Raw genomic sequence first — 19,642 nt, 5'->3', positions numbered from 1 at the left:
TTCCAGGCGACCGTTGCGGGCGCCTGGAGTTACAGCGATTTAGCCGATGGTCATCAAGCTCGCATTACCACCCGCAGCAGCAGTGTTAACACTCAACGCCCGCTCGATCACCAGACGCTCCAGCGCAATATTGGTCTCGCCCTGGGACAAGCCCTGAACCCCAACGATCGCGCCGGCACGCTTGGCAATCTGCTGGCAAACGCCGCGCAACTGGTCGGAATGGCCGTGATGCAGAACCGCATCAAACACCACTTCATCCTTGTTCCAGTCAGAAACCAGCTTGATCCGCGCCTGAATCTCCTTCGGCAGGCGTGCGAACAATGCCTTGCTGATGTCGGACTCTGGCCACACCGCCGAACCACCTACCGCCAGCACCGCTGCCAGTTGCGTCAGCAGATCGCCTTCAACCTCGGCCAGGCACAACACGTGCTCGCGCGGCAGGATCGCGTAGCTGTTCTTCTCGCCAGTCGGGCCGGCCAATACGCGGGTGATGCCGCTCTGCGATTGTGCAGCGTACTGCACGCACAGGGTGCTCAAGTCAGCGAACTTGTTGCTGTCGGCCCAGGCTTTCAAGGCATTCAGCGGTTTGCTCATGGCGTCGCGCAAACGAACGTCCGGGGCGATAACGGCATCACCGCGAGCGAAGGATTGTTCGATGGCGTCGGTAGGACGTGTCGCCAGCAAGCGGTACAGGTACAGCGGGCCACCGGCTTTCGGGCCAGTACCCGAAAGGCCTTCGCCGCCGAATGGCTGCACGCCGACCACGGCACCGACGATGTTGCGGTTAACGTAGACGTTACCGGCATTGACGTTGTCGATCACCTTGGCGATGGTCTCGTCGATACGGGTGTGCACGCCCAGCGTCAGGCCATAACCGGAAGCGTTGATCTGGCCGATCAGTTGATCGATCTCTTTACGCTTGTAGCGCACCACGTGCAGCACCGGACCGAAGATCTCGCGTTGCAGCTCGTCGAAGCTTTCCAGTTCGATCAGGGTCGGCATGACGAAGGTGCCGCGTTTGACCTCTTCGGTGTCGGCGATCGCCACTTGGTACACGTTGCGACCTTTGTCGCGCATGCCCTGGATGTGCTTATCGATGCCAGCCTTGGCTTCGGCGTCGATCACCGGGCCGATGTCCACGGACAGGCGCTCCGGGTTGCCGAGACGGCTTTCGGCCATGGCACCTTTGAGCATTTCGATGACGCGATCAGCGGAATCTTCCTGCAGGCACAGTACGCGCAGCGCCGAGCAACGCTGACCGGCGCTGTCGAAAGCCGAGGACACCACGTCGATGACGACTTGCTCGGTTAGAGCCGAGGAGTCGACGATCATCGCGTTCTGGCCACCGGTTTCGGCGATCAGCGGAATCGGACGGCCCTGGCTGTCGAGGCGGCCAGCGATGTTGCGTTGCAGCAGACGCGCGACTTCGGTGGAACCGGTGAACATCACGCCTTTGACGCGCTCATCGCCGACCAGACCGGCGCCGACGGTTTCACCGCGACCCGGTAGCAGTTGCAGCACGCCTTCCGGGATCCCGGCTTCAAGCAGCAAACGCACGGCTTGAGCCGCCACCAGCGGAGTTTGCTCGGCAGGCTTGGCCAATACCGGGTTACCGGCAGCCAATGCCGCAGCGACTTGACCGCTGAAAATCGCCAGCGGGAAGTTCCACGGGCTGATGCACACCACCGGACCCAGTGGGCGATGGGCGTCATTGCTGAAATCGTTGCGCGCCTGCACTGCGTAATAACGCAGGAAGTCGACCGCTTCGCGGACTTCGGCGATGGCGTTGGCGAAAGTCTTCCCGGCTTCGCGAGCCAGCAGGCCCATCAGCGGCTGAATCTCGCCTTCCATCAAGTCAGCGGCACGTTCCAGAATCGCCGCGCGTTCGGCCGGCGGGGTGGCCTGCCAGATCGGTGCGGCGTTCAGTGCGCATTGAATGGCGTTGTCGACGTCTTCGACGGTGGCTTCTTGAACATGACCGACCACATCACGGTGATCGGCCGGGTTCAGCACTGGCGCAGGGGTTTCAGTGCTGGAAACGCAACCGAGCATCGGCGCGGCTTTCCAGTCGTTGTGTGCAGTGGCGAGCAAAGCGCAGGACAGCGAAGCCAGACGATGTTCGTTGGCCATGTCGATGCCGCTGGAGTTGGCGCGCTCAGAACCGTACAAATCACGCGGCAGCGGAATGCGTGGGTGCGGCAGGCCGAAACCACCTTCCACGGTCGCCATCTGCTCGATCTGCGCAACCGGATCGGCCACCAGTTCCTGAATCGAAATCGACTGGTCGGCGATGCGGTTGACGAACGAGGTGTTCGCGCCGTTTTCCAGCAGTCGACGTACCAGATAAGCCAGCAGGGTTTCGTGAGTACCGACCGGTGCGTACACGCGGCACGGACGGTTCAGCTTGCCTTCGGAAACTTTGCCTACAACTTGTTCGTAAAGCGGTTCGCCCATGCCGTGCAGGCACTGGAATTCGTACTGGCCCGGGTAATAGTTCTGACCGGCAATGTGGTAAATGGCCGACAGGGTGTGGGCGTTGTGCGTGGCGAACTGCGGGTAGATGACTTCCGGCACCGACAGCAGTTTGCGTGCGCAAGCGATGTAGGAAACGTCGGTGTACACCTTGCGGGTATAGACCGGATAGCCTTCCAGGCCTTCGACCTGGGCGCGCTTGATTTCGCTGTCCCAGTACGCGCCTTTCACCAGACGGATCATCAGGCGATGACGGCTGCGACGAGCCAGATCGATCACGTAGTCGATCACGTACGGGCAACGCTTCTGGTAAGCCTGGATCACGAAGCCGATGCCGTTCCAGCCGGTCAGCTGCGGCTCAAAGCACAGGCGCTCAAGCAGATCCAGCGACAGTTCGAGACGGTCGGCTTCTTCGGCGTCGATGTTCAGGCCGATGTCGTATTGCTTGGCCAGCAGGGTCAGCGACAGCAGGCGCGGGTACAACTCATCCATCACGCGTTCGTACTGCGCACGGCTGTAACGCGGGTGCAGGGCCGACAGCTTGATGGAAATGCCCGGGCCTTCATAAATCCCACGACCGTGGGAGGCTTTGCCGATCGAGTGAATAGCTTGTTCGTACGACGCCAGGTATTTCTGTGCGTCGTGCTCGGTCAGTGCCGCTTCACCGAGCATGTCGTAGGAGTAACGGAAGCCCTTGGCTTCGAACTTGCTCGCGTTGGCCAAGGCTTCGGCGATGGTTTCGCCGGTGACAAACTGCTCGCCCATCAGGCGCATGGCCATGTCGACGCCCTTGCGGATCATCGGCTCGCCGCTCTTGCCGATGATGCGGCTCAAGGACGAGGTCAGGCCGGCTTCGTTGTGTGTCGAGACCAGTTTGCCGGTCAGCAGCAGGCCCCAAGTGGCAGCGTTGACGAACAGCGACGGGCTGTTGCCCAAGTGTGGGTGCCAGTTGCCGGTGCTGATCTTGTCGCGTATCAGTGCATCACGGGTGCCCTTGTCCGGGATGCGCAGCAGCGCTTCGGCCAGGCACATCAGCGCTACGCCTTCCTGGGACGACAGGGAAAACTCCTGCAGCAGACCCTGAACAATGCCTGCACGACCGCCGGCACTTTTCTGGTTGCGCAGTTTTTCCGCGATGGCGGCGGCGAGTTTGTTGGTGGCTTCAGCCATTGGCGCTGGCAGGCGAGCCTGCTCGATCAGCATCGGCACGACTTCCGGCTCTGGGCGACGGTAAGCGGCAGTGATCGAAGCGCGCAGAACGGATTGCGGCAGGATGCTTTCGGCGAATTCGAGGAAGCATTGGTGGGCGTGATCGGTGTGGACTTCGCCCGCCTCATCGGCGTCCTTGGCGGTCAAACCGTTCAGCTCGGTCAGGGTTGCACCACCCTCGAGTTTTTCCAGGTAATTGAAAATTGCCTGCTTGATCAGCCAGTGCGGCGTGCGATCAATCGAGGTTGCGGCGGCCTTCAGGCGTTCGCGGGTCGGGTCATCGAGTTTGACCCCAAGGGTGGTGGTAGCCATATTTTTATCCTCATGGTTGCCACAGTTGCGTGGCATCAGCTGGCGGCAAGATTAGCCGTGCGCCGAAAGAGGTGCAACCGGGTGCAACCCTTTTTTTGTCGGAATAATAGGCAGCTCGTCAGGAATTATTTTCTGGTACGAAAGTGCTGCTCACGCTTGGTGCTTTTGCTTCTAGCAAAGGGCCATGACTGCGACAAAAGGGAGCAAAAACGGGGTGATTGTCGATAATTCCGACTAGGTGCAACTAATTCTCACGAAACTGGTTGCACCTTATTTGATTTGTTGCATAGCATTCGCGCCCTAGGTGCAACCGGGAATAACCCGGTGTACCGGCTGATGGCTTTCCTGGGGAAACATCAGTCCTAAATGCGCGGGATCCCGGATCGTCTGCCAAACGTCGTCGTTTGCGTGCGGTTCACCACCGCCGCTACATAAAAACAAAGCCAGGGCGTAACTCAATGAGCGTAAGCAATCCAACCCTGATCACGTTCGTGATCTACATCGCAGCAATGGTGCTGATCGGCTTGATGGCCTATCGCTCCACCAACAACCTTTCTGACTATATTCTTGGCGGTCGCAGCCTCGGCAGCGTCGTCACCGCGCTGTCTGCCGGTGCCTCCGACATGAGCGGCTGGTTGCTGATGGGCCTGCCAGGCGCCATCTACATGTCCGGTCTGTCCGAAAGCTGGATCGCCATCGGTCTGATCATCGGTGCCTACCTGAACTGGCTGTTCGTTGCCGGCCGTCTGCGCGTGCAGACCGAGCACAACGGCGACGCCCTGACCCTGCCGGACTACTTCGCCAGCCGTTTTGAAGACAAAAGCGGCCTGCTGCGGATCATCTCGGCGATCGTGATTCTGGTGTTCTTCACCATCTACTGCGCTTCCGGCATTGTGGCCGGTGCCCGTCTGTTCGAAAGCACCTTCGGCATGTCCTACGAGACCGCGCTGTGGGCCGGTGCTGCGGCGACGATTGCCTACACCTTTATCGGTGGTTTCCTGGCCGTGAGCTGGACCGACACCGTACAAGCCACGCTGATGATTTTTGCGCTGATCCTTACGCCGATCATTGTTCTGCTGGCCACCGGCGGCGTCGACACCACGTTCCTGGCCATCGAAGCGCAAGATCCAAGCAACTTCGACATGCTTAAAGGCACCACTTTTATCGGCATTATCTCGCTGATGGGCTGGGGTCTGGGCTACTTCGGTCAGCCGCACATCCTCGCGCGTTTCATGGCCGCGGATTCGGTGAAGTCGATTGCCAACGCCCGTCGCATCTCCATGACCTGGATGATCCTGTGCCTGGGCGGCACCGTGGCCGTGGGTTTCTTCGGTATTGCTTATTTCTCGGCACACCCGGAAGTTGCCGGCCCAGTCACCGAGAACCACGAGCGTGTGTTCATCGAACTGGCCAAAATCCTCTTCAATCCATGGATTGCTGGCGTGCTGCTGTCGGCCATTCTGGCTGCGGTGATGAGCACCCTGAGCTGCCAGTTGCTGGTGTGCTCGAGCGCCCTGACCGAAGACTTCTACAAAACCTTCCTGCGTAAATCCGCTTCTCAGGTTGAGCTGGTCTGGGTCGGCCGCGCCATGGTGCTGTTGGTTGCGCTGATCGCGATCGCGATGGCCGCCAACCCGGAAAACCGCGTACTGGGCCTGGTGTCCTACGCCTGGGCCGGCTTTGGTGCTGCGTTCGGTCCGGTTGTACTGATCTCGGTGATCTGGAAAGGTATGACCCGCGACGGCGCACTGGCCGGTATTCTGGTCGGCGCGATCACCGTGGTGGTCTGGAAGCATTTCGAACTGCTGGGTCTTTACGAAATCATCCCGGGCTTCATCTTCGCAAGCATCGCCATCTACATCGTCAGCAAGCTCGGCGCGCCGACCACTGGCATGGTGCAGCGCTTTGAAGCGGCAGAAAAAGATTTCAATCTGAACAAGTGATTGTTCTGAGCTGAGGCTCACCCGAAAACGGCCCGTTTCCTACAGGAGGCAGGCCGTTTTTTTGTGCCTGCGATTTCTCGAATACTGTGGAGATCCAATGTGGGAGCGAGCCTGCTCGCGAATGCGATTGATCACTCAATGAGTGTGTCGACTGACATGCCGCCTTCGCGAACAGGCTCGCTTGTATGGTAGGACTTGAAGGGAGGAGGAGGGACAAGGCTCGATTCTGGCTGTTGACGCAGCACAGACCGTGGGAGATTTCGCCCCTCCTCCTTTCACCCAAGCGCCGATAAAGAATGCATCTGGCTAGACCGACGATAGGAACAAGCCTGCGCCTCTGGGTGAGCCCTTCAAGTGCTCAAACCTTATCCCGGAGGAAATCCTGTGGCAATGCCAGTCGCTCTATCAAATCCGATCGTTGGCGTGGATGTCGCCAAAAATGAACTGGTGATTTATCAGGCCGATAGCGATCTGCTTGAAGCGATTCCCAACACCAAAACATCCATCAAGCAGTGGCTGAAGGCCTTGCTCGGCCCCGTGTCTATTGCCATTGAGGCAACCAACATCTACCACCTGGAATTCGCTGATTTGGCCTATGCGGCCGGTTGCACGATTTACATGGTGGGTGGCTATGAACTCAAACATTACCGCGAAGGCGTGAAGATCCGCGCCAAAACCGACGCCTTGGACGCCAAGCTGCTGGCCCGTTACCTGAAGAACGAAGCCGAGGAGTTGCGCCCCTGGACCCCGCCATCACCGCTGTACCGCCAGCTCCTGAGCCTTTTCCGCCGCCGCGCGGCTTTGGTCCAGGCAAGGGTCGGCCTGGTGCAGAGCTGGTCGAATGAGCCGCTGTTGAAGGCAGCTTTTGCTGAACAAATAAAATCCATGCAGCGGCTTGAAACGATGATCGAAAAGACGATCAACGATCAGCTCAAACAAGCCGGTTTGCTCTGCCAATTGAAGCGTTGCCTGAAAGTTGAGGGCATTGGATTTCTGACCGGAGCGCGCCTGCTCACGGCGTTTCAGCGGGGGGAATTTAGCAACGCGGATGCGTTTATCGCCTTCCTGGGCATGGATTTACGGGTATCGAAATCAGGGCAAAAGGACGGTCGCCGCAGCTTGACCAAGCGCGGAGACCCCGAGGCCCGCCGACTTTTGCACAACGCAGCGATGTCGGCTAGCCGTACGATAGCCTGGAAAGGGTTTTACGAAGCCCAAAGAGCACGGGGTTTCAGCACCACGCAGGCGTTGGTGATGCTGGCTCGCAAACTTGCTCGGGTGGTATTCGCCTTGCTGAAAGGGCAAAGCGAATATCAGACAAAAGTCAGTTGAGGGCTTCCCCTCAACCATAGAATCTCCCACAGGGTTCAGTGGTGGTTTTGGAGGATTTGTCTGTAGTTGAAGGCGCCGCTTTTTGCAGGGACTTTCAGCAATGAAAGTAGGGGAAATCTGATTTTCCCGTCACCCATTCATCACCCCTTGCCCCTCATGCAGAATCGCCCGCCCTCACACTGCAGAGAGACATCGGATGTTCGCGCCTGCCAATCAACCGCGTTTCACGTTGACCCTCGAAGGCGCCCAGCATGACCTCAAGGTCCTTGAGTTCACGGGCAAGGAAGCCATCAGCCAACCTTTTCGCTTCGAGCTGGAACTGGTCAGTGAGCGACCGGATCTGGATCTTGAGAGCCTGCTGCACTGTCAGGCTTTTCTGAGCTTTGATGCGGACGGTTCCGGCGTTCACGGTCAGATTTATCAGGTCGGGCAGGGCGATTCGGGGAAACGTCTGACGCGCTATCACCTGAGCCTCGTCCCGCGTCTGACGTATCTGGGACATCGCATCAATCAGCGGATTTTCCAACATCAGAGCGTGCCGCAAATTGTTGCGCAGGTGCTTAAGGATCACGCGATCCTTCGTGATGCGTTCGAGTTTCGGTTAGGCAGCGAATACCCGGTTCGTGAGTATTGCGTGCAGTACGCCGAAAGCGACCTGGCGTTCATCCAACGCCTGTGTGCCGAGGTCGGTATTCATTTCCACTTTCAACACAGCGCCGACGCGCACGTACTGGTGTTCGGTGATGACCAGACGGTGTTTCCAAAACTGGCCGCGCCGACCCTTTATCTGCCGGGCAGTGGCATGTCTGCCGGAACCCCGGCGATCCAGCGTTTCAATGTGCGCGTGGAAACCCGCACCAGCGTGGTTACCCGGCGCGACTACAACTTTGAAAAACCACGCCTGCACCTGCAAAGCCATGTCGACGGCGAGCAGCGCCCGGTGCTGGAGGACTATCACTTCCCTGGCCAATTCAATGATCGGGAGACCGGCAAGCATCTCGCCCAGCGCGCACTTGAGCGACATATCGCCGATTATCGTCAGGCCGAAGGCATCAGCGACGAATCCGCACTGGTTTGCGGACATTTCCTGCAACTGAGCGAGCATCCGCGCGACGGCTGGAATGACCTGTGGCTGTTGACCGCCGTTGAACACCACGGCCGTCAGCCGCAAGTACTGGAAGAATCGGTGACCAGCGATGGCGAGGGATTTCAGGGTTACCGTAATACCTTTCTCGCCACGCCGTGGGACGTGTTTTTCCGCCCGGCGCTGGGGCCGGAAAAACCACGCATGCCTGGTTATCAACCAGCGGTTGTGACCGGGCCGAAAGATACCGAAATCCACTGCGACGAGTACGGCCGGGTCAAGGTGCAACTGGCTTGGGATCGCGACGGTGAATTGAATGAGCATTCCAGTTGCTGGCTGCGCGTTGCCACTAATTGGGCGCACGACCGTTACGGCAGTGTGTTGATTCCGCGAGTCGGTATGGAAGTGCTGGTCGGTTTCATCGATGCCGACGCCGACAAACCTTTGGTCGTGGGCTGCCTGCCCAATGCCGCGACGCCGATTCCGCTGGATCTGCCGGCGGACAAGACTCGTAGCATTTTCCGCAGTCAGAGCAGCCCCGGCGGCGGTGGCTACAACGAACTGCGCATCGAGGATAAGAAAGGCGCTGAGGAAATCTATCTGCGCGCCCAGCGTAACTGGACGCAGCATGTGTTGAACGATCAACAGGTGCAGGTTGATAACCAGCGCAGCATTGTTGTCACCGGGACCGCTCGGCATGAGTTGAAGGCTGATGAGCAGCGCATCACCCACGGCCAGCGGCAGACCGAAGTGAAGCAGGACGATCATCTGAGCGTGACCGGCGACCGTCATGTTCGCGTGAGTAATCAAGCGATCAGCGCCAGTGGGCAATTCCACGTCAGCGCTGGTCAGCAAGTGGTCATCGACGGCGGCGCGAGTGCGACGATTCAGGCTGGCGGGCAATGGATCAACATCGGCCCGGGTGGGATTTTCAGCAGTGTGCCGATTGTTGTGGGTGGTGCGCCGATGGCGGCGATGAGTGCCACACCGGTTGTACCGGGATTGCCGGAAAAACTCGCCGCCGCGCCGGCAGCCATGCTCACCGCCGCACAAATCATGAGCTTCAAGGGTGACGCGCCATTCTGCGAAGAGTGTGAACGTTGCAAGGATGGTCTCTGTGCAGCCTGATTTTCTTTTGCCTGCCGAATGGTTGGCGCGTGAACCGTTGAAAACTTCCGAGCAGTTGTTTGCGGTTTTCAGTAATGCCAGTGAGGCAAAACCGCCTGCCGCTTGGCGAGACACGGCGAACCCCATCTGGGCCGAGACGATCTATGCCGAGTGGGATGCGGTGATGCCTTACGTGGGAATTGTCGCTGCTGACAGTGAGTTTCTGCATTGGGTCGCTATTACCGAATCGCGGGATTGGGGTTGGCTGGCGGTCTCTTCCGCGAGCCTTGAGGAGGTGTTGGCGCACTTTCGCAGCCTCACCCAAGTGCTGTTGCCTGACGGCAAAACGGTGTTTTTTCGTTTCTGGGATGGGCGGTTTCTGTTGCCGATTCTTCAGGCCGATGAGGTGGATGCGGCGCAACTGTTTCCGCTGATCGGGCGTTGCTTGATCAATGGGCAGGCGCTGGATATCGGTGGCAGGGCGCAGGTTTCGGGGCGGATATTTCCTTGGTGGCAGGTGCCGGAATCGGTGCTGGCGCAGCAGGGCAATGACGTTCGAACAGCCAATGCGTTGCAGTGGTTGAGCGAAGAGTGTCCGGCAGTCTTCGAGGCCTTTCCCGAGGCGGTTTTGCGTTGCAAGGTCAGGCGGTTTTTTCAGGTTTCAATGTCGGAAGAATCGTCGCAATCGGTGTTGCTGGCGTTTTTGCTGGCAGAGTCGGAATGAGTTTTCGGGGCGAAGGTCTCGGACGATTCCTTCGAGTTGCGGCGGTTTTCATGAACTGGTGGGCGGTGGGTTGCAGGGATAGTCTTTTCGTTGTCACTGCGAGAGTGGTGACAGGGTGTAGGAGCCCTCTACCTGTGGTGCATCAGCGCTGTTGTTTGAATTGCGGCACGTAACTTGTGTGAGCAATGTCGTCAGCGGCGGCTGTGTGCGGGACACGCTTCGGCGTGGCCGAATTCCATGGGTCGGTTTCCTACTCCCGCGCACGGCTGCCACCCAATCCCGTAGGAAGGAATGCGGCAGTTCACTTTTACACTCTATGGAAGATAGAAATGACGACAATACGAACGGCTCCACCCTACGAAAAAATCATTCCCCATCCCGACAACCGCTTCATGGCCCTGACCGGCAATTGCAGCGACATGCCCACCCTGTTCATCGACACCCACGTGCCCCTCGACATCCTTATGGACGCCGCCAACCATCGCCTGCGCGCCGTGATCCAGGTGCTGGAAAACATGTGCATGCGCGGCTCGGTCGAATGCGACTCCGTCATCCTCAGCGATTTCGCCCAGCTCTGCGTGATTCCTCTGCGTGACGGCTGCGATGTGCTCGATGTCATCGGCAGGCGCCTGCGCGCCGCGCCATAAAAGCAAAGCCCCTCACCCTAACCCTCTCCCAGAGGGAGAGGGGACTGACCGAGTTGTCTGGGTGATGTACGCCGACCTGCGACTTCAGTGGTGAATTTGGCTTGGCCAAGCCTGGATGGAGTTGTTGTTTCAGGGGGCGGACCGAGTTGTCTGGGCGATGTGCGCCGACTTCCGCGCTGATCTTCGCTTGGCCAAGCCTGAGATCCCGCTGATCTTTCAGGTCGATGTAACTCGCAAGATCACTCGGTCAGTCCCCTCTCCCTCCGGGAGAGGGCTAGGGTGAGGGCAGGCTTTTGTCCGCTCGGCTGCGAACCCCTGACTTGCCGCCCGGTAAAAGGTAAACTTTGCGCCCTTCGCAGGAGCAGCCATGAATTATCGTCACGCCTTCCATGCCGGCAATCACGCCGATGTGTTCAAACACCTGACCTTGACCCGCCTCATCGCCCTGATGTCGCGCAAGGAGCAGCCGTTTGCCTATCTCGACACGCACGCCGGCATCGGCCTGTATGACTTGCAGGGCGATCAGGCCAACCGTACCGGTGAGTACCTGGAAGGCATCGCGCGCTTGTGGGATCAGCCGGATCTGCCGGCGCTGACCGCCGACTACATGAAGGTGTTGCACGAGATGAACCCGGATGGCCAGCTGCGCTACTACCCGGGTTCGCCGGAGCTGGCGCGGCGCCTGACCCGCCCGCAGGATCGGGTGATGCTCAACGAGAAGCACCCGGAAGACGGCGTGCTGCTCAAGGACAACATGGCCGGTGATCGTCGGGTCAAAGTTCATCTCGGCGAGGGCTGGCACGTTGCACGAGCGATGCTGCCGGTGCAGGAGAAACGCGCAGTGATGTTGATTGATCCGCCGTTCGAGCAGCTCGACGAGATGCAGCGTTGCGCGGCGTCGTTGAAAGAGGCGATTGGCCGGATGCGTCAAACCGTGGCGGCGATCTGGTATCCGGTGAAGGACCAGCGTGCGCTGCGCCGTTTCTATCAGGATCTGGCTGGCACCGGTGCGCCGAAGTTGTTGCGCGTGGAATTGCTGGTGCACCCGCTGGATACGCCGAACAGCCTGAACGGCTCGGGCATGGCGATTGCCAATCCGCCGTGGGGGCTGGAGGAAGAATTGCGTGAGTTGTTGCCGTGGTTATCGAAGAAGCTTGGGCAGACTCAGGGCGGGTGGCAGATGGATTGGTTGATTGCCGAGAGCTGATCAACGGCAAGATCAAAAGATCGCAACCTGCGGCAGCTCCTACACGGTTCGGCGGCGTCCACCAATGTGCGGACGATCACTGGTCTCCTGTAGGAGCTGCCGAAGGCTGCGATCTTTTGCTTTCAGGATTTAATTGCCTGCCAGGCTCGCTGGCATGCACACGCCGGTGCCGCCAATCCCGCAGTAACCCTCTGGATTCTTCGCCAGATACTGCTGGTGATACGCCTCGGCGAAGTACACGGTCGGCGCCTGTTCGATCTCAGTGCTGATTTCCCCCAGACCTGCCTTCGACAGCTCGGCCTGATAGGTCGCCTTGCTTTTCAGCGCCGCATCCAGATGCTCAGGCGAGGTCGCGTAGATCACCGAGCGGTACTGCGTACCGATGTCGTTGCCCTGACGCATGCCCTGTGTCGGGTTGTGCAGTTCCCAGAACATCGTCAGCAGCTCTTCGTAGCTGACTTTGGCCTTGTCATACACCACCAGCACCACTTCAGCGTGGCCGGTCAGGCCCGAGCAGACTTCTTCGTAGGTCGGATTCGGCGTGAAACCGCCGGCATAACCGACGACCGTGCTGACCACGCCTTCGCGCTGCCAGAAGCGCCGCTCGGCGCCCCAGAAGCAACCCAGACCGAAAATTGCAAAATCGACGTCCTGGAAAAACGGGCCAAGCAGCGGGGTTTCTTCGAAAACGAAGTGCTTTTCAGGCAGGGTCATCGCGGTTTCGCGGCCGGGCAGAGCTTGTTCTTTAGTCGGGAGCACGTTTTTGTTCACCAGAATTTCCGAGCGCAGAACCATGATCGTTCCTCTCAGTCAGGTTGGATGTAAAAAGTCAGACCGCCAGTGTGCCCAATGATGCCCGGTTAATCACTACCCAAAATGTGCTGGTACTCGCACAACATTGTAGGAGTGAGCCTGCTCGCGATAGCGGTGGGTCAGTCAGAGGGTTTGTTGCTGACACACCGCTATCGCGAGCAGGCTCACTCCTACAAGGGATTTGCGGTGTTTATAGGCACAACGGGCCGCGCGGGTAGCGCTTCAGCGCCTGGATCAGTTCGCCGCCCGGGATCGGCCGGTCGAACAGGTAACCCTGGCCGACGTCGCAACGGTGGCGACGCAGGAACGCCAGTTGTTCGGCGGTCTCGATGCCTTCGGCCACGACCTTGAGTTTCAGGTTGTGCGCCATGGCGATCACCGCCGAGGTGATTTCCATGTCGTCCTGGTTGTCGGGGATTTCATGGATGAAGCTGCGATCGATCTTGATGATGTCGATCGGGAATTTCTTCAAATAGCTCAGCGACGAGTAACCGGTGCCGAAGTCGTCCATGGCCAGCGTCAGCCCGAGGCGTTTGAGCTGGTCGAGTTGCAAGTGCGTGTCTTCGGTGGCTTCCAGCAGCAGGCCTTCGGTCAGCTCCAGTTCGAGCAGATAGGCCGGCAGCGCTTCTTCCTTGAGGATGTTGGCGATGGAGGCAACCAGATCCGGGTCGGAAAACTGTTTCGGCGACAGGTTGATCGCCACTTGCAGATTGCCCATCCCCGCAGCGGTCAGCGCTTTGCTCATGCGGCAGGCCTGGCGGGCGATCCACTTGCCGATCGGAATGATCAGCCCCGTCTCTTCGGCGACGCTGATGAACTGGTCCGGACGGATCATGCCGCGTTCCGGGTGGTTCCAGCGCAACAGCGCTTCCATGCCCAGCAGGCGCCCGCTGCGCAGGCACAGCTTGGGCTGGTAGAACACGTCCAGCTCGTTCTGAGTCAGAGCGCGGCGCAGGTTGTTTTCAACGAACAGTTTGTAACTGGCCTCGGCGTTCAGCGCCTCGGTAAAGACTTGCACCTGATGTTTGCCGTTGGCCTTGGCTTTGTGCAGCGCCAGACCGGCGTTACGCATCAGCGTTTGCGGGTCGCGACCGTGAAGTGGCGCGCACGCAAGGCCGACCGAGCCGGTAACGCTGATCAACTGGTTGTCAACGAACATCGGTTTATCCAGCGTCGCCAGCAACTGGTTGGCGATCTGCTGGCCGGTGGCAAGGTCGGTGTCGTCGAGCAGCACGGCAAATTCGTTACTGGCGAACCGCGCGAGGCTGCCGCTCGGGCTCAGGCTGTTGCGCAGCCGCCGGGCCAGACTGATCAGCAGCTTGTCGCCGGTCTGATGGCCGAGGCTGTCGTTGATCCGCTTGAAGTTGTCGATGTCCACCAGCAGCAGGCTGATCGGGGTATCGCTATCGCGGGCGAAGCGTTCGTCCAGATTGCGGATAAACGCCGGGCGATTACCAAGGTTGGTCAGGTTGTCGGTGTAGGCCAGGCGCTCGATGCGCTGCTGCGCGAGCTTGGTCTGGGTGATGTCTTCGTAGATACCAATGTAATGAGTCAGCTCACGGTTATCGCCATACACCTTGGAAATCGACAACTGGCCCCAGTACGGTTCGAGGTTTTTCCGGCGACTCTTGAATTCGCCCTGCCAACTGTTGCTCTTGGCCAGCGCCGAGGGCGCGTCGAACAACAGTTCACTGAGGTTTTCCAGCGCCGGCAACTCGGACAGACGCTGGCCGTGGACCTCTTCGGTGGTGTACTGGGTGATCGCGGTAAAACTTGGATTGACGTACTCGACCACGCCGTCGCAATTGACCAGCAAAAAGGCGTTGGCGCTTTGCTCGACCGCACGCTGAAACAAGTGCAGGGCGCTGGTGGCGGTGCGGCGATTGTGGTTGTTGATAACTTGTGCGAACTGGTCGGCCAGCTCGCCGGCAAAAGCGATTTCGTCGGACTGCCAGGCGCGAGTGACGCCAGTCTGTTCCAGGCACAGCACGCCGACCACTTGGCCATCGACGCGAATGCTCGCATCAAGCATGGCGTTGACATCGCGCGGGCGCAGGGCTTCGGCCATCTCCCGGGTGCGTGGGTCGCGCATCGCGTTGTGTGCATCGATGGCGCGGCTGCCGTGCAGGGCGTCCATGTAATCCGGGAAGCTGCTGATGTCGATCACGTCCGGGAGGATGTACTCCTGGGTCGCGCGGTGGTACGCGGAGATCGGCACCAGTTGCTGGCCTTCGAGGTTCCACAGGCTGGCGCAGTCGATTTCATAGATATCACAGGCGCAGCGGGTGATCAGTTCGGCGGCTTCCTGCAATGAGTTGTGCGTGCTGTAGCGCTGACGGGCGAGTAGCAGAATCAAGTCTTGCTGGGCGCGCACCCGTTCCAGGTGCTGCAACTGTTCCTGCTGGGCGCGTTGATTGAGTTCAAGGGCGATTTGCAGGCGTGAATTCTGCGTTTCGAGGTCAACGGAGGGTGGCAGCGGTACTTCATCGAAAACGTGATCGACCGCCAGCAGGTAGCCGCGCAGCAGATGTCGATTGTGTTGTTTGTAGGCTTCGCCCAGCTCAAGGATGTTCAGCGCACCAGCAGCCGTGTGCAGGGTGTATCGCACCAGATAATGCGGGCTGGCGGTCAGCTGTTGCTGGATCGCATCGTGCAGCTGATAACGCGCTTCCGGTTCCATCAGGCTGGCGTAGGGTGAGCCGACCAACGCGCAAAGTTCGACAGCCGGCTGACCGAACTGGCGTTCGCAGTTGGGATCGAGAAACAGCATGGCCCAACTGGCTTCATTCAAGCGCTCGAAACGCAGCATGCCGAGCCGCGAGGGCACAGGCAACTGCGTCACTACCTCGGCCGCCATACGGCTGGCGGCATCGGGTTGGCTCTTCATGAAGGGAACTCGCTTGGAAATATGCTGAACGCGCCGGGCTCGCGCCCTCTTTACTGTTGCCTGCGGCAAGGTTGCATCATTGCGGCACCGACTGACAAGAGAGATGAAGGCCAAGTGCTATAAGAATATGTCGGCTGCGCTGAACATTTCTCCAGCATGTCATTGAAAAGAGCAAAAGATCGCCGCCTTCGTCAATGTCTACGGGGGAATGCGCCCTCTGTAGGAGTTGTCGAAGGCTGCGATTTTTAAGGCCTAACGCAGTTTTATGGCGACCGACTGCAACTGTTTGCCATCGCGGTCGTGGTAATTGACCTGAATCTGCCCGCCCTCTACCACCATGTGAGCGAAATTGTCTTCGCTGACCACCGTGCTGGTCAGCTCATGTCGATAATCGCCGGCCGCCGTACGCACCAGTGGCTGATCGAGAATGAACGTGGACGCTTTGGCATATGGCAGCAGTTTGCTGTTGCACAGCGGCGAGGACACCACGGTGTGGACTTCGAAGTCCGGGTCTTCGCTGTGACTGAGGCGAGCAGTCAGTGAGCCATGCACGTCCCCCGAAATGAACACGACATTCTTGATTCGCCGGGTGCGGATGGTTTCCAGCAAGCGCAAGCGTTGTTCGGGGAAGGCTTTCCAGGCGTCATCGCCGTGAAGTTTTCGATCCGGATAGAACATCACGCTGGTGACCACGAACTTGACCCGCGCCGTGCTGTTGCTCAGCCATTTGAGCAGCGCCTGTTCCTGTGCCTCGTCGAGGATGCGTCGATCATCGGCGGACAAGTTGCGGCGGGTGCGACTGTCAGTGACAAACCATTCGATATCGCCGTCGCTGAATTGATACCAGTAATGCTCAAGTGATGAGTGATCTATTTCACCGTTAGTTGTCAGCGGATGTACCGGGCTGTGACTGGCCTGATACAGTTCATAAGCCGCCATTGCATTGCGGTATAAGTCGGCGTCGGACTTGCTCGCATTGGCGGGCCAGTTGTCTTCGATTTCGTGATCATCGAGAATCATGTAAGTCGAAGTGCCGGACATCAAACGTTTGATATTCGGTTGGGAAAACGCAGCGCGGTATTTACTGAGGATGTCTTTGTATTCGCGGTCCGGTGCGATCAAGTTCAAGTCATCCACATAAATTTGATCGCCAGTCATCAATACCGCACTGATCGGTGGCTGAATGCCTTCGATGATCTGATTGATGGATGCAAAGATCCGGTCGCCCAATTGTGGCAGGGAGGCGATGCCGGCGGTCATGCGCAGGTATCGGCAGGAGCCGATGATATACGCTCTGGCCTGCAGGGGCTTGCTGGACCGGGTGCGCAGGCGATAGATCTCGCGCGGCCATTGCAGCGGCAGTTCGGCGACGCTGTCCGGCGTGTGCACCGGATTCATCGGACTGAACCAGCCGGCCTGATATTCATATTCGGTATCTTCGCTCAAGTTATTGAGGGCGAAAACTTTCGACATGTCACGCAGCTCACTCAGCTGCGCGAAGTTGCCGGTAGACCATTGTTCTGTGCCGGATGGGCGGTAACGTATTCCGGCAAATACCAATGCATTGTTCTGTCGATCGCCACGCATGAATATGCGTGCATGACGAGTTGTAACGTGGCCGACAATCGGGCCGATAGTTGGTTTTAACATGTCGAATCCATTCGAATGAATTTGAATAAATAGGAAGGTTTTTTAAGTTTGCTTAGTTGTTTTTGCTGTGCCTAGGTTAGTTGTGTATCGAATAAAAAAGATCGGGGCCAAGTCGACCAGGGTTGTGGCCGAAATCAGCACGGCTTGTGGGAAAAAGACGAGAAGAGAGTTTTTTCAGGCAAAAAAAAGCCCCGCCAAACTGACGGGGTTGAGGTACGAGCGTGTGGCGCTCGAAAGGGTGCAGCAATCGGCCCTCCGTTGCCGGAGGGCCGATCGAGTTACAGCAGGATCGTGCGGATGTCCGCCAGCAGGCTGCCCAGACGCTGGGTGAAGCGTGCGGCAGCGGCGCCGTTGATCACACGGTGATCGTAGGACAGCGACAGCGGCAGCATCAGTTTCGGCTGGAAGGCTTTGCCGTCCCAGACTGGCTGGATGGTTGCCTTGGAAACACCGAGGATCGCCACTTCCGGCGCGTTGACGATCGGCGTGAAGCCGGTGCCGCCAATGTGGCCGAGGCTGGAAATGGTGAAGCAGGCGCCTTGCATGTCGTCAGCGGTAAGCTTCTTGTCGCGGGCCTTGGCGGCCAGCGCAGCGGCTTCGGCTGCCAGTTGCAGCAGGCTCTTCTGGTCGACGTTCTTGATGACCGGTACCAGCAGGCCATCCGGGGTGTCGACGGCGAAGCCGATGTTCACGTATTTCTTGCGGATGATCGCCTTGCCGCTTGGTGCCAGCGAACTGTTGAAGTCCGGCAGTTCCTTGAGCATGTGCGCGCAGGACTTGAGCAGCAGCGGCAGGATGGTCAGCTTGACGCCAGCCTTCTCTGCAACGGCTTTCTGCGCGACGCGGAACGCTTCCAGCTCGGTGATATCGGCCGAATCGAACTGAGTCACGTGCGGGATGTTCAGCCAGCTGCGGTGCAGGCTCGACGCGCCGATCTGCATCAGGCGAGTCATCGGCACTTCTTCGATTTCGCCGAAACGGCTGAAGTCGACGACCGGAATCGGCGGGATGCCCGCGCCACCGGTTGCGCCAGCAGCAGCGGCCGGTGCTTCCTTGGCCTTCTGCATCATCGCTTTGACGTAAACCTGCACGTCTTCTTTCAAGATACGACCGTGCGGGCCGCTGGCGCCGACAGCGTTGAGCTCGACGCCGAACTCGCGGGCCAGTTGACGCACGGCAGGGCCGGCGTGAACTTTCGCGCCCGGTTTCGCTGGCGTAGCAGCCGGTGCGGCGGCTGGAGCGGCAGCAGGTGCAGCGGCAGCCGGAGCAGCAGCGGCAGGTGCCGGAGCGCTCGGAGCAGCAGCTGGAGCCGGGGCAGCAGCAGGGGCTGCGCCTTTGACTTTCAGCTTCAGAATCAGGTCGCCGGTACCGACTTCGTCATCCAGCTTGATGGAAACGCTTTCCACCACGCCAGCGGCAGGCGATGGAATTTCCATGCTCGCCTTGTCGGATTCCAGGGTGATCAGCGACTGGTCGGCTTCAACGCTGTCGCCAGCCTTGACCAACACTTCGATGATCTTGGCTTTGCCAGCCGAACCGATGTCCGGAACGTGGATGTCCTGAACGCTGTCGGCAACCGGAGCTGCTGGCGCGGCTGCCGGAGCAGGCGCAGCGGCAGCGGCAGCGGCCGGAGCAGCAGCCTGAGCCGGAGCGGCAGCCGCAGGGGCCGCAGCACCCGCCACTTCCAGATCCAGAATCAGGTCGCCAGTGCCGACTTCGTCGTTGAGCTTGACGCTGATGGCCTTGACCACGCCAGCGGCAGGCGACGGGATTTCCATGCTCGCCTTGTCGGATTCCAGGGTGATCAGCGATTGATCAGCCTCGACTTTGTCGCCGACCTTGACCTGGATCTCGATGATCTGCGCCTTGCCCGACGAACCGATGTCCGGCACGTGCACTTGCTGAACCGAAGCGGCAGCAGGGGCAGCAGTTGGCGCGGCAGCAGCTGGCGCGGCAGCCGGTTTGGCCTCCGCTTTTGCAGCTGGCGCAGCAGCCGGAGCAGGGGCCGCTTCAGCGGCGCCCTCGACTTCCAGCTCAAGCAGTTCGTCGCCTTCTTTCAGACGGTCGCCCAGCTTTACTTTCAGGCTCTTGATGACGCCGGCTTTCGGGGCCGGCACTTCCATGCTGGCCTTGTCCGATTCCAGGGTCAGGATGCTCTGGTCGGCTTCGATACGGTCGCCGACCTTCACAAACAGTTCAATTACTTCACCTTCACCGCTGCCGATGTCAGGTACGCGAATGAGTTCGCTCACAAA

The 19,642-nt window shown here is 59.2% G+C and carries 11 protein-coding genes; 6 read left to right on the top strand and 5 right to left on the bottom strand.

Features of this window, described 5'->3' with window-relative positions; genetic code table 11:
* Positions 1-39: 39 nt before the first annotated feature.
* Positions 40-3,993, bottom strand: coding sequence for a trifunctional transcriptional regulator/proline dehydrogenase/L-glutamate gamma-semialdehyde dehydrogenase (gene putA, locus ACOYXE_RS20205; RefSeq protein WP_460926502.1), 3,954 nt, complete (start codon positions 3,991-3,993; stop codon positions 40-42).
* 458 nt (positions 3,994-4,451) lie between these two features.
* Here putA and putP point away from each other — a divergent pair, with 458 nt between their 5' ends.
* From putP to ACOYXE_RS20175, 6 genes are all read left to right on the top strand, one after another.
* Positions 4,452-5,936, top strand: coding sequence for a sodium/proline symporter PutP (gene putP, locus ACOYXE_RS20200; RefSeq protein ID WP_460926500.1), 1,485 nt, complete (start codon positions 4,452-4,454; stop codon positions 5,934-5,936).
* A 390-nt stretch (positions 5,937-6,326) separates the two neighbouring features.
* Positions 6,327-7,268: an IS110 family transposase gene (locus ACOYXE_RS20195; RefSeq protein ID WP_405124250.1), complete on the top strand. Its 942-nt coding sequence runs from the start codon at positions 6,327-6,329 to the stop codon at positions 7,266-7,268.
* A 196-nt stretch (positions 7,269-7,464) separates the two neighbouring features.
* Positions 7,465-9,480: a type VI secretion system Vgr family protein gene (locus tag ACOYXE_RS20190; protein WP_460926498.1), complete on the top strand. Its 2,016-nt coding sequence runs from the start codon at positions 7,465-7,467 to the stop codon at positions 9,478-9,480.
* On the top strand, positions 9,470-10,183 hold the full coding sequence (locus tag ACOYXE_RS20185) for a DUF4123 domain-containing protein (protein WP_460926497.1): 714 nt from the start codon (positions 9,470-9,472) through the stop codon (positions 10,181-10,183). Before ACOYXE_RS20190 ends, ACOYXE_RS20185 begins: the two co-directional genes overlap by 11 nt.
* Before the next feature lie 329 nt (positions 10,184-10,512).
* The gene (locus ACOYXE_RS20180; RefSeq protein ID WP_160055208.1) at positions 10,513-10,830 is read left to right on the top strand and encodes a hypothetical protein; all 318 of its coding nucleotides are present in this window, start codon (positions 10,513-10,515) and stop codon (positions 10,828-10,830) included.
* Between the two features lie 367 nt (positions 10,831-11,197).
* Positions 11,198-12,037, top strand: a complete 840-nt coding sequence (locus tag ACOYXE_RS20175) for a 23S rRNA (adenine(2030)-N(6))-methyltransferase RlmJ (protein WP_007915674.1) — start codon at positions 11,198-11,200, stop codon at positions 12,035-12,037.
* Positions 12,038-12,166: 129 nt separating this feature from the next.
* Here ACOYXE_RS20175 and msrA read toward each other — a convergent pair whose 3' ends face one another.
* From msrA to aceF, 4 genes are all read right to left on the bottom strand, one after another.
* Positions 12,167-12,832: a peptide-methionine (S)-S-oxide reductase MsrA gene (msrA, locus tag ACOYXE_RS20170; RefSeq protein ID WP_160055211.1), complete on the bottom strand. Its 666-nt coding sequence runs from the start codon at positions 12,830-12,832 to the stop codon at positions 12,167-12,169.
* A 208-nt stretch (positions 12,833-13,040) separates the two neighbouring features.
* Positions 13,041-15,737, bottom strand: a complete 2,697-nt coding sequence (locus tag ACOYXE_RS20165) for a putative bifunctional diguanylate cyclase/phosphodiesterase (RefSeq protein WP_405122442.1) — start codon at positions 15,735-15,737, stop codon at positions 13,041-13,043.
* A 252-nt stretch (positions 15,738-15,989) separates the two neighbouring features.
* The gene (locus tag ACOYXE_RS20160; protein ID WP_405122441.1) at positions 15,990-17,387 is read right to left on the bottom strand and encodes an alkaline phosphatase D family protein; all 1,398 of its coding nucleotides are present in this window, start codon (positions 17,385-17,387) and stop codon (positions 15,990-15,992) included.
* Positions 17,388-17,665: 278 nt separating this feature from the next.
* Entirely contained in the window at positions 17,666-19,639 is a 1,974-nt protein-coding gene (gene aceF / locus ACOYXE_RS20155) for a dihydrolipoyllysine-residue acetyltransferase (RefSeq protein ID WP_405122440.1), read from the bottom strand.
* Positions 19,640-19,642 lie beyond the last annotated feature (3 nt).

The organism is Pseudomonas sp. MC6 (assembly GCF_054790575.1).
The sequence above is the reverse complement of the archived record's forward strand: the minus strand, read 5'-3'. Positions and strand labels throughout refer to the sequence as shown.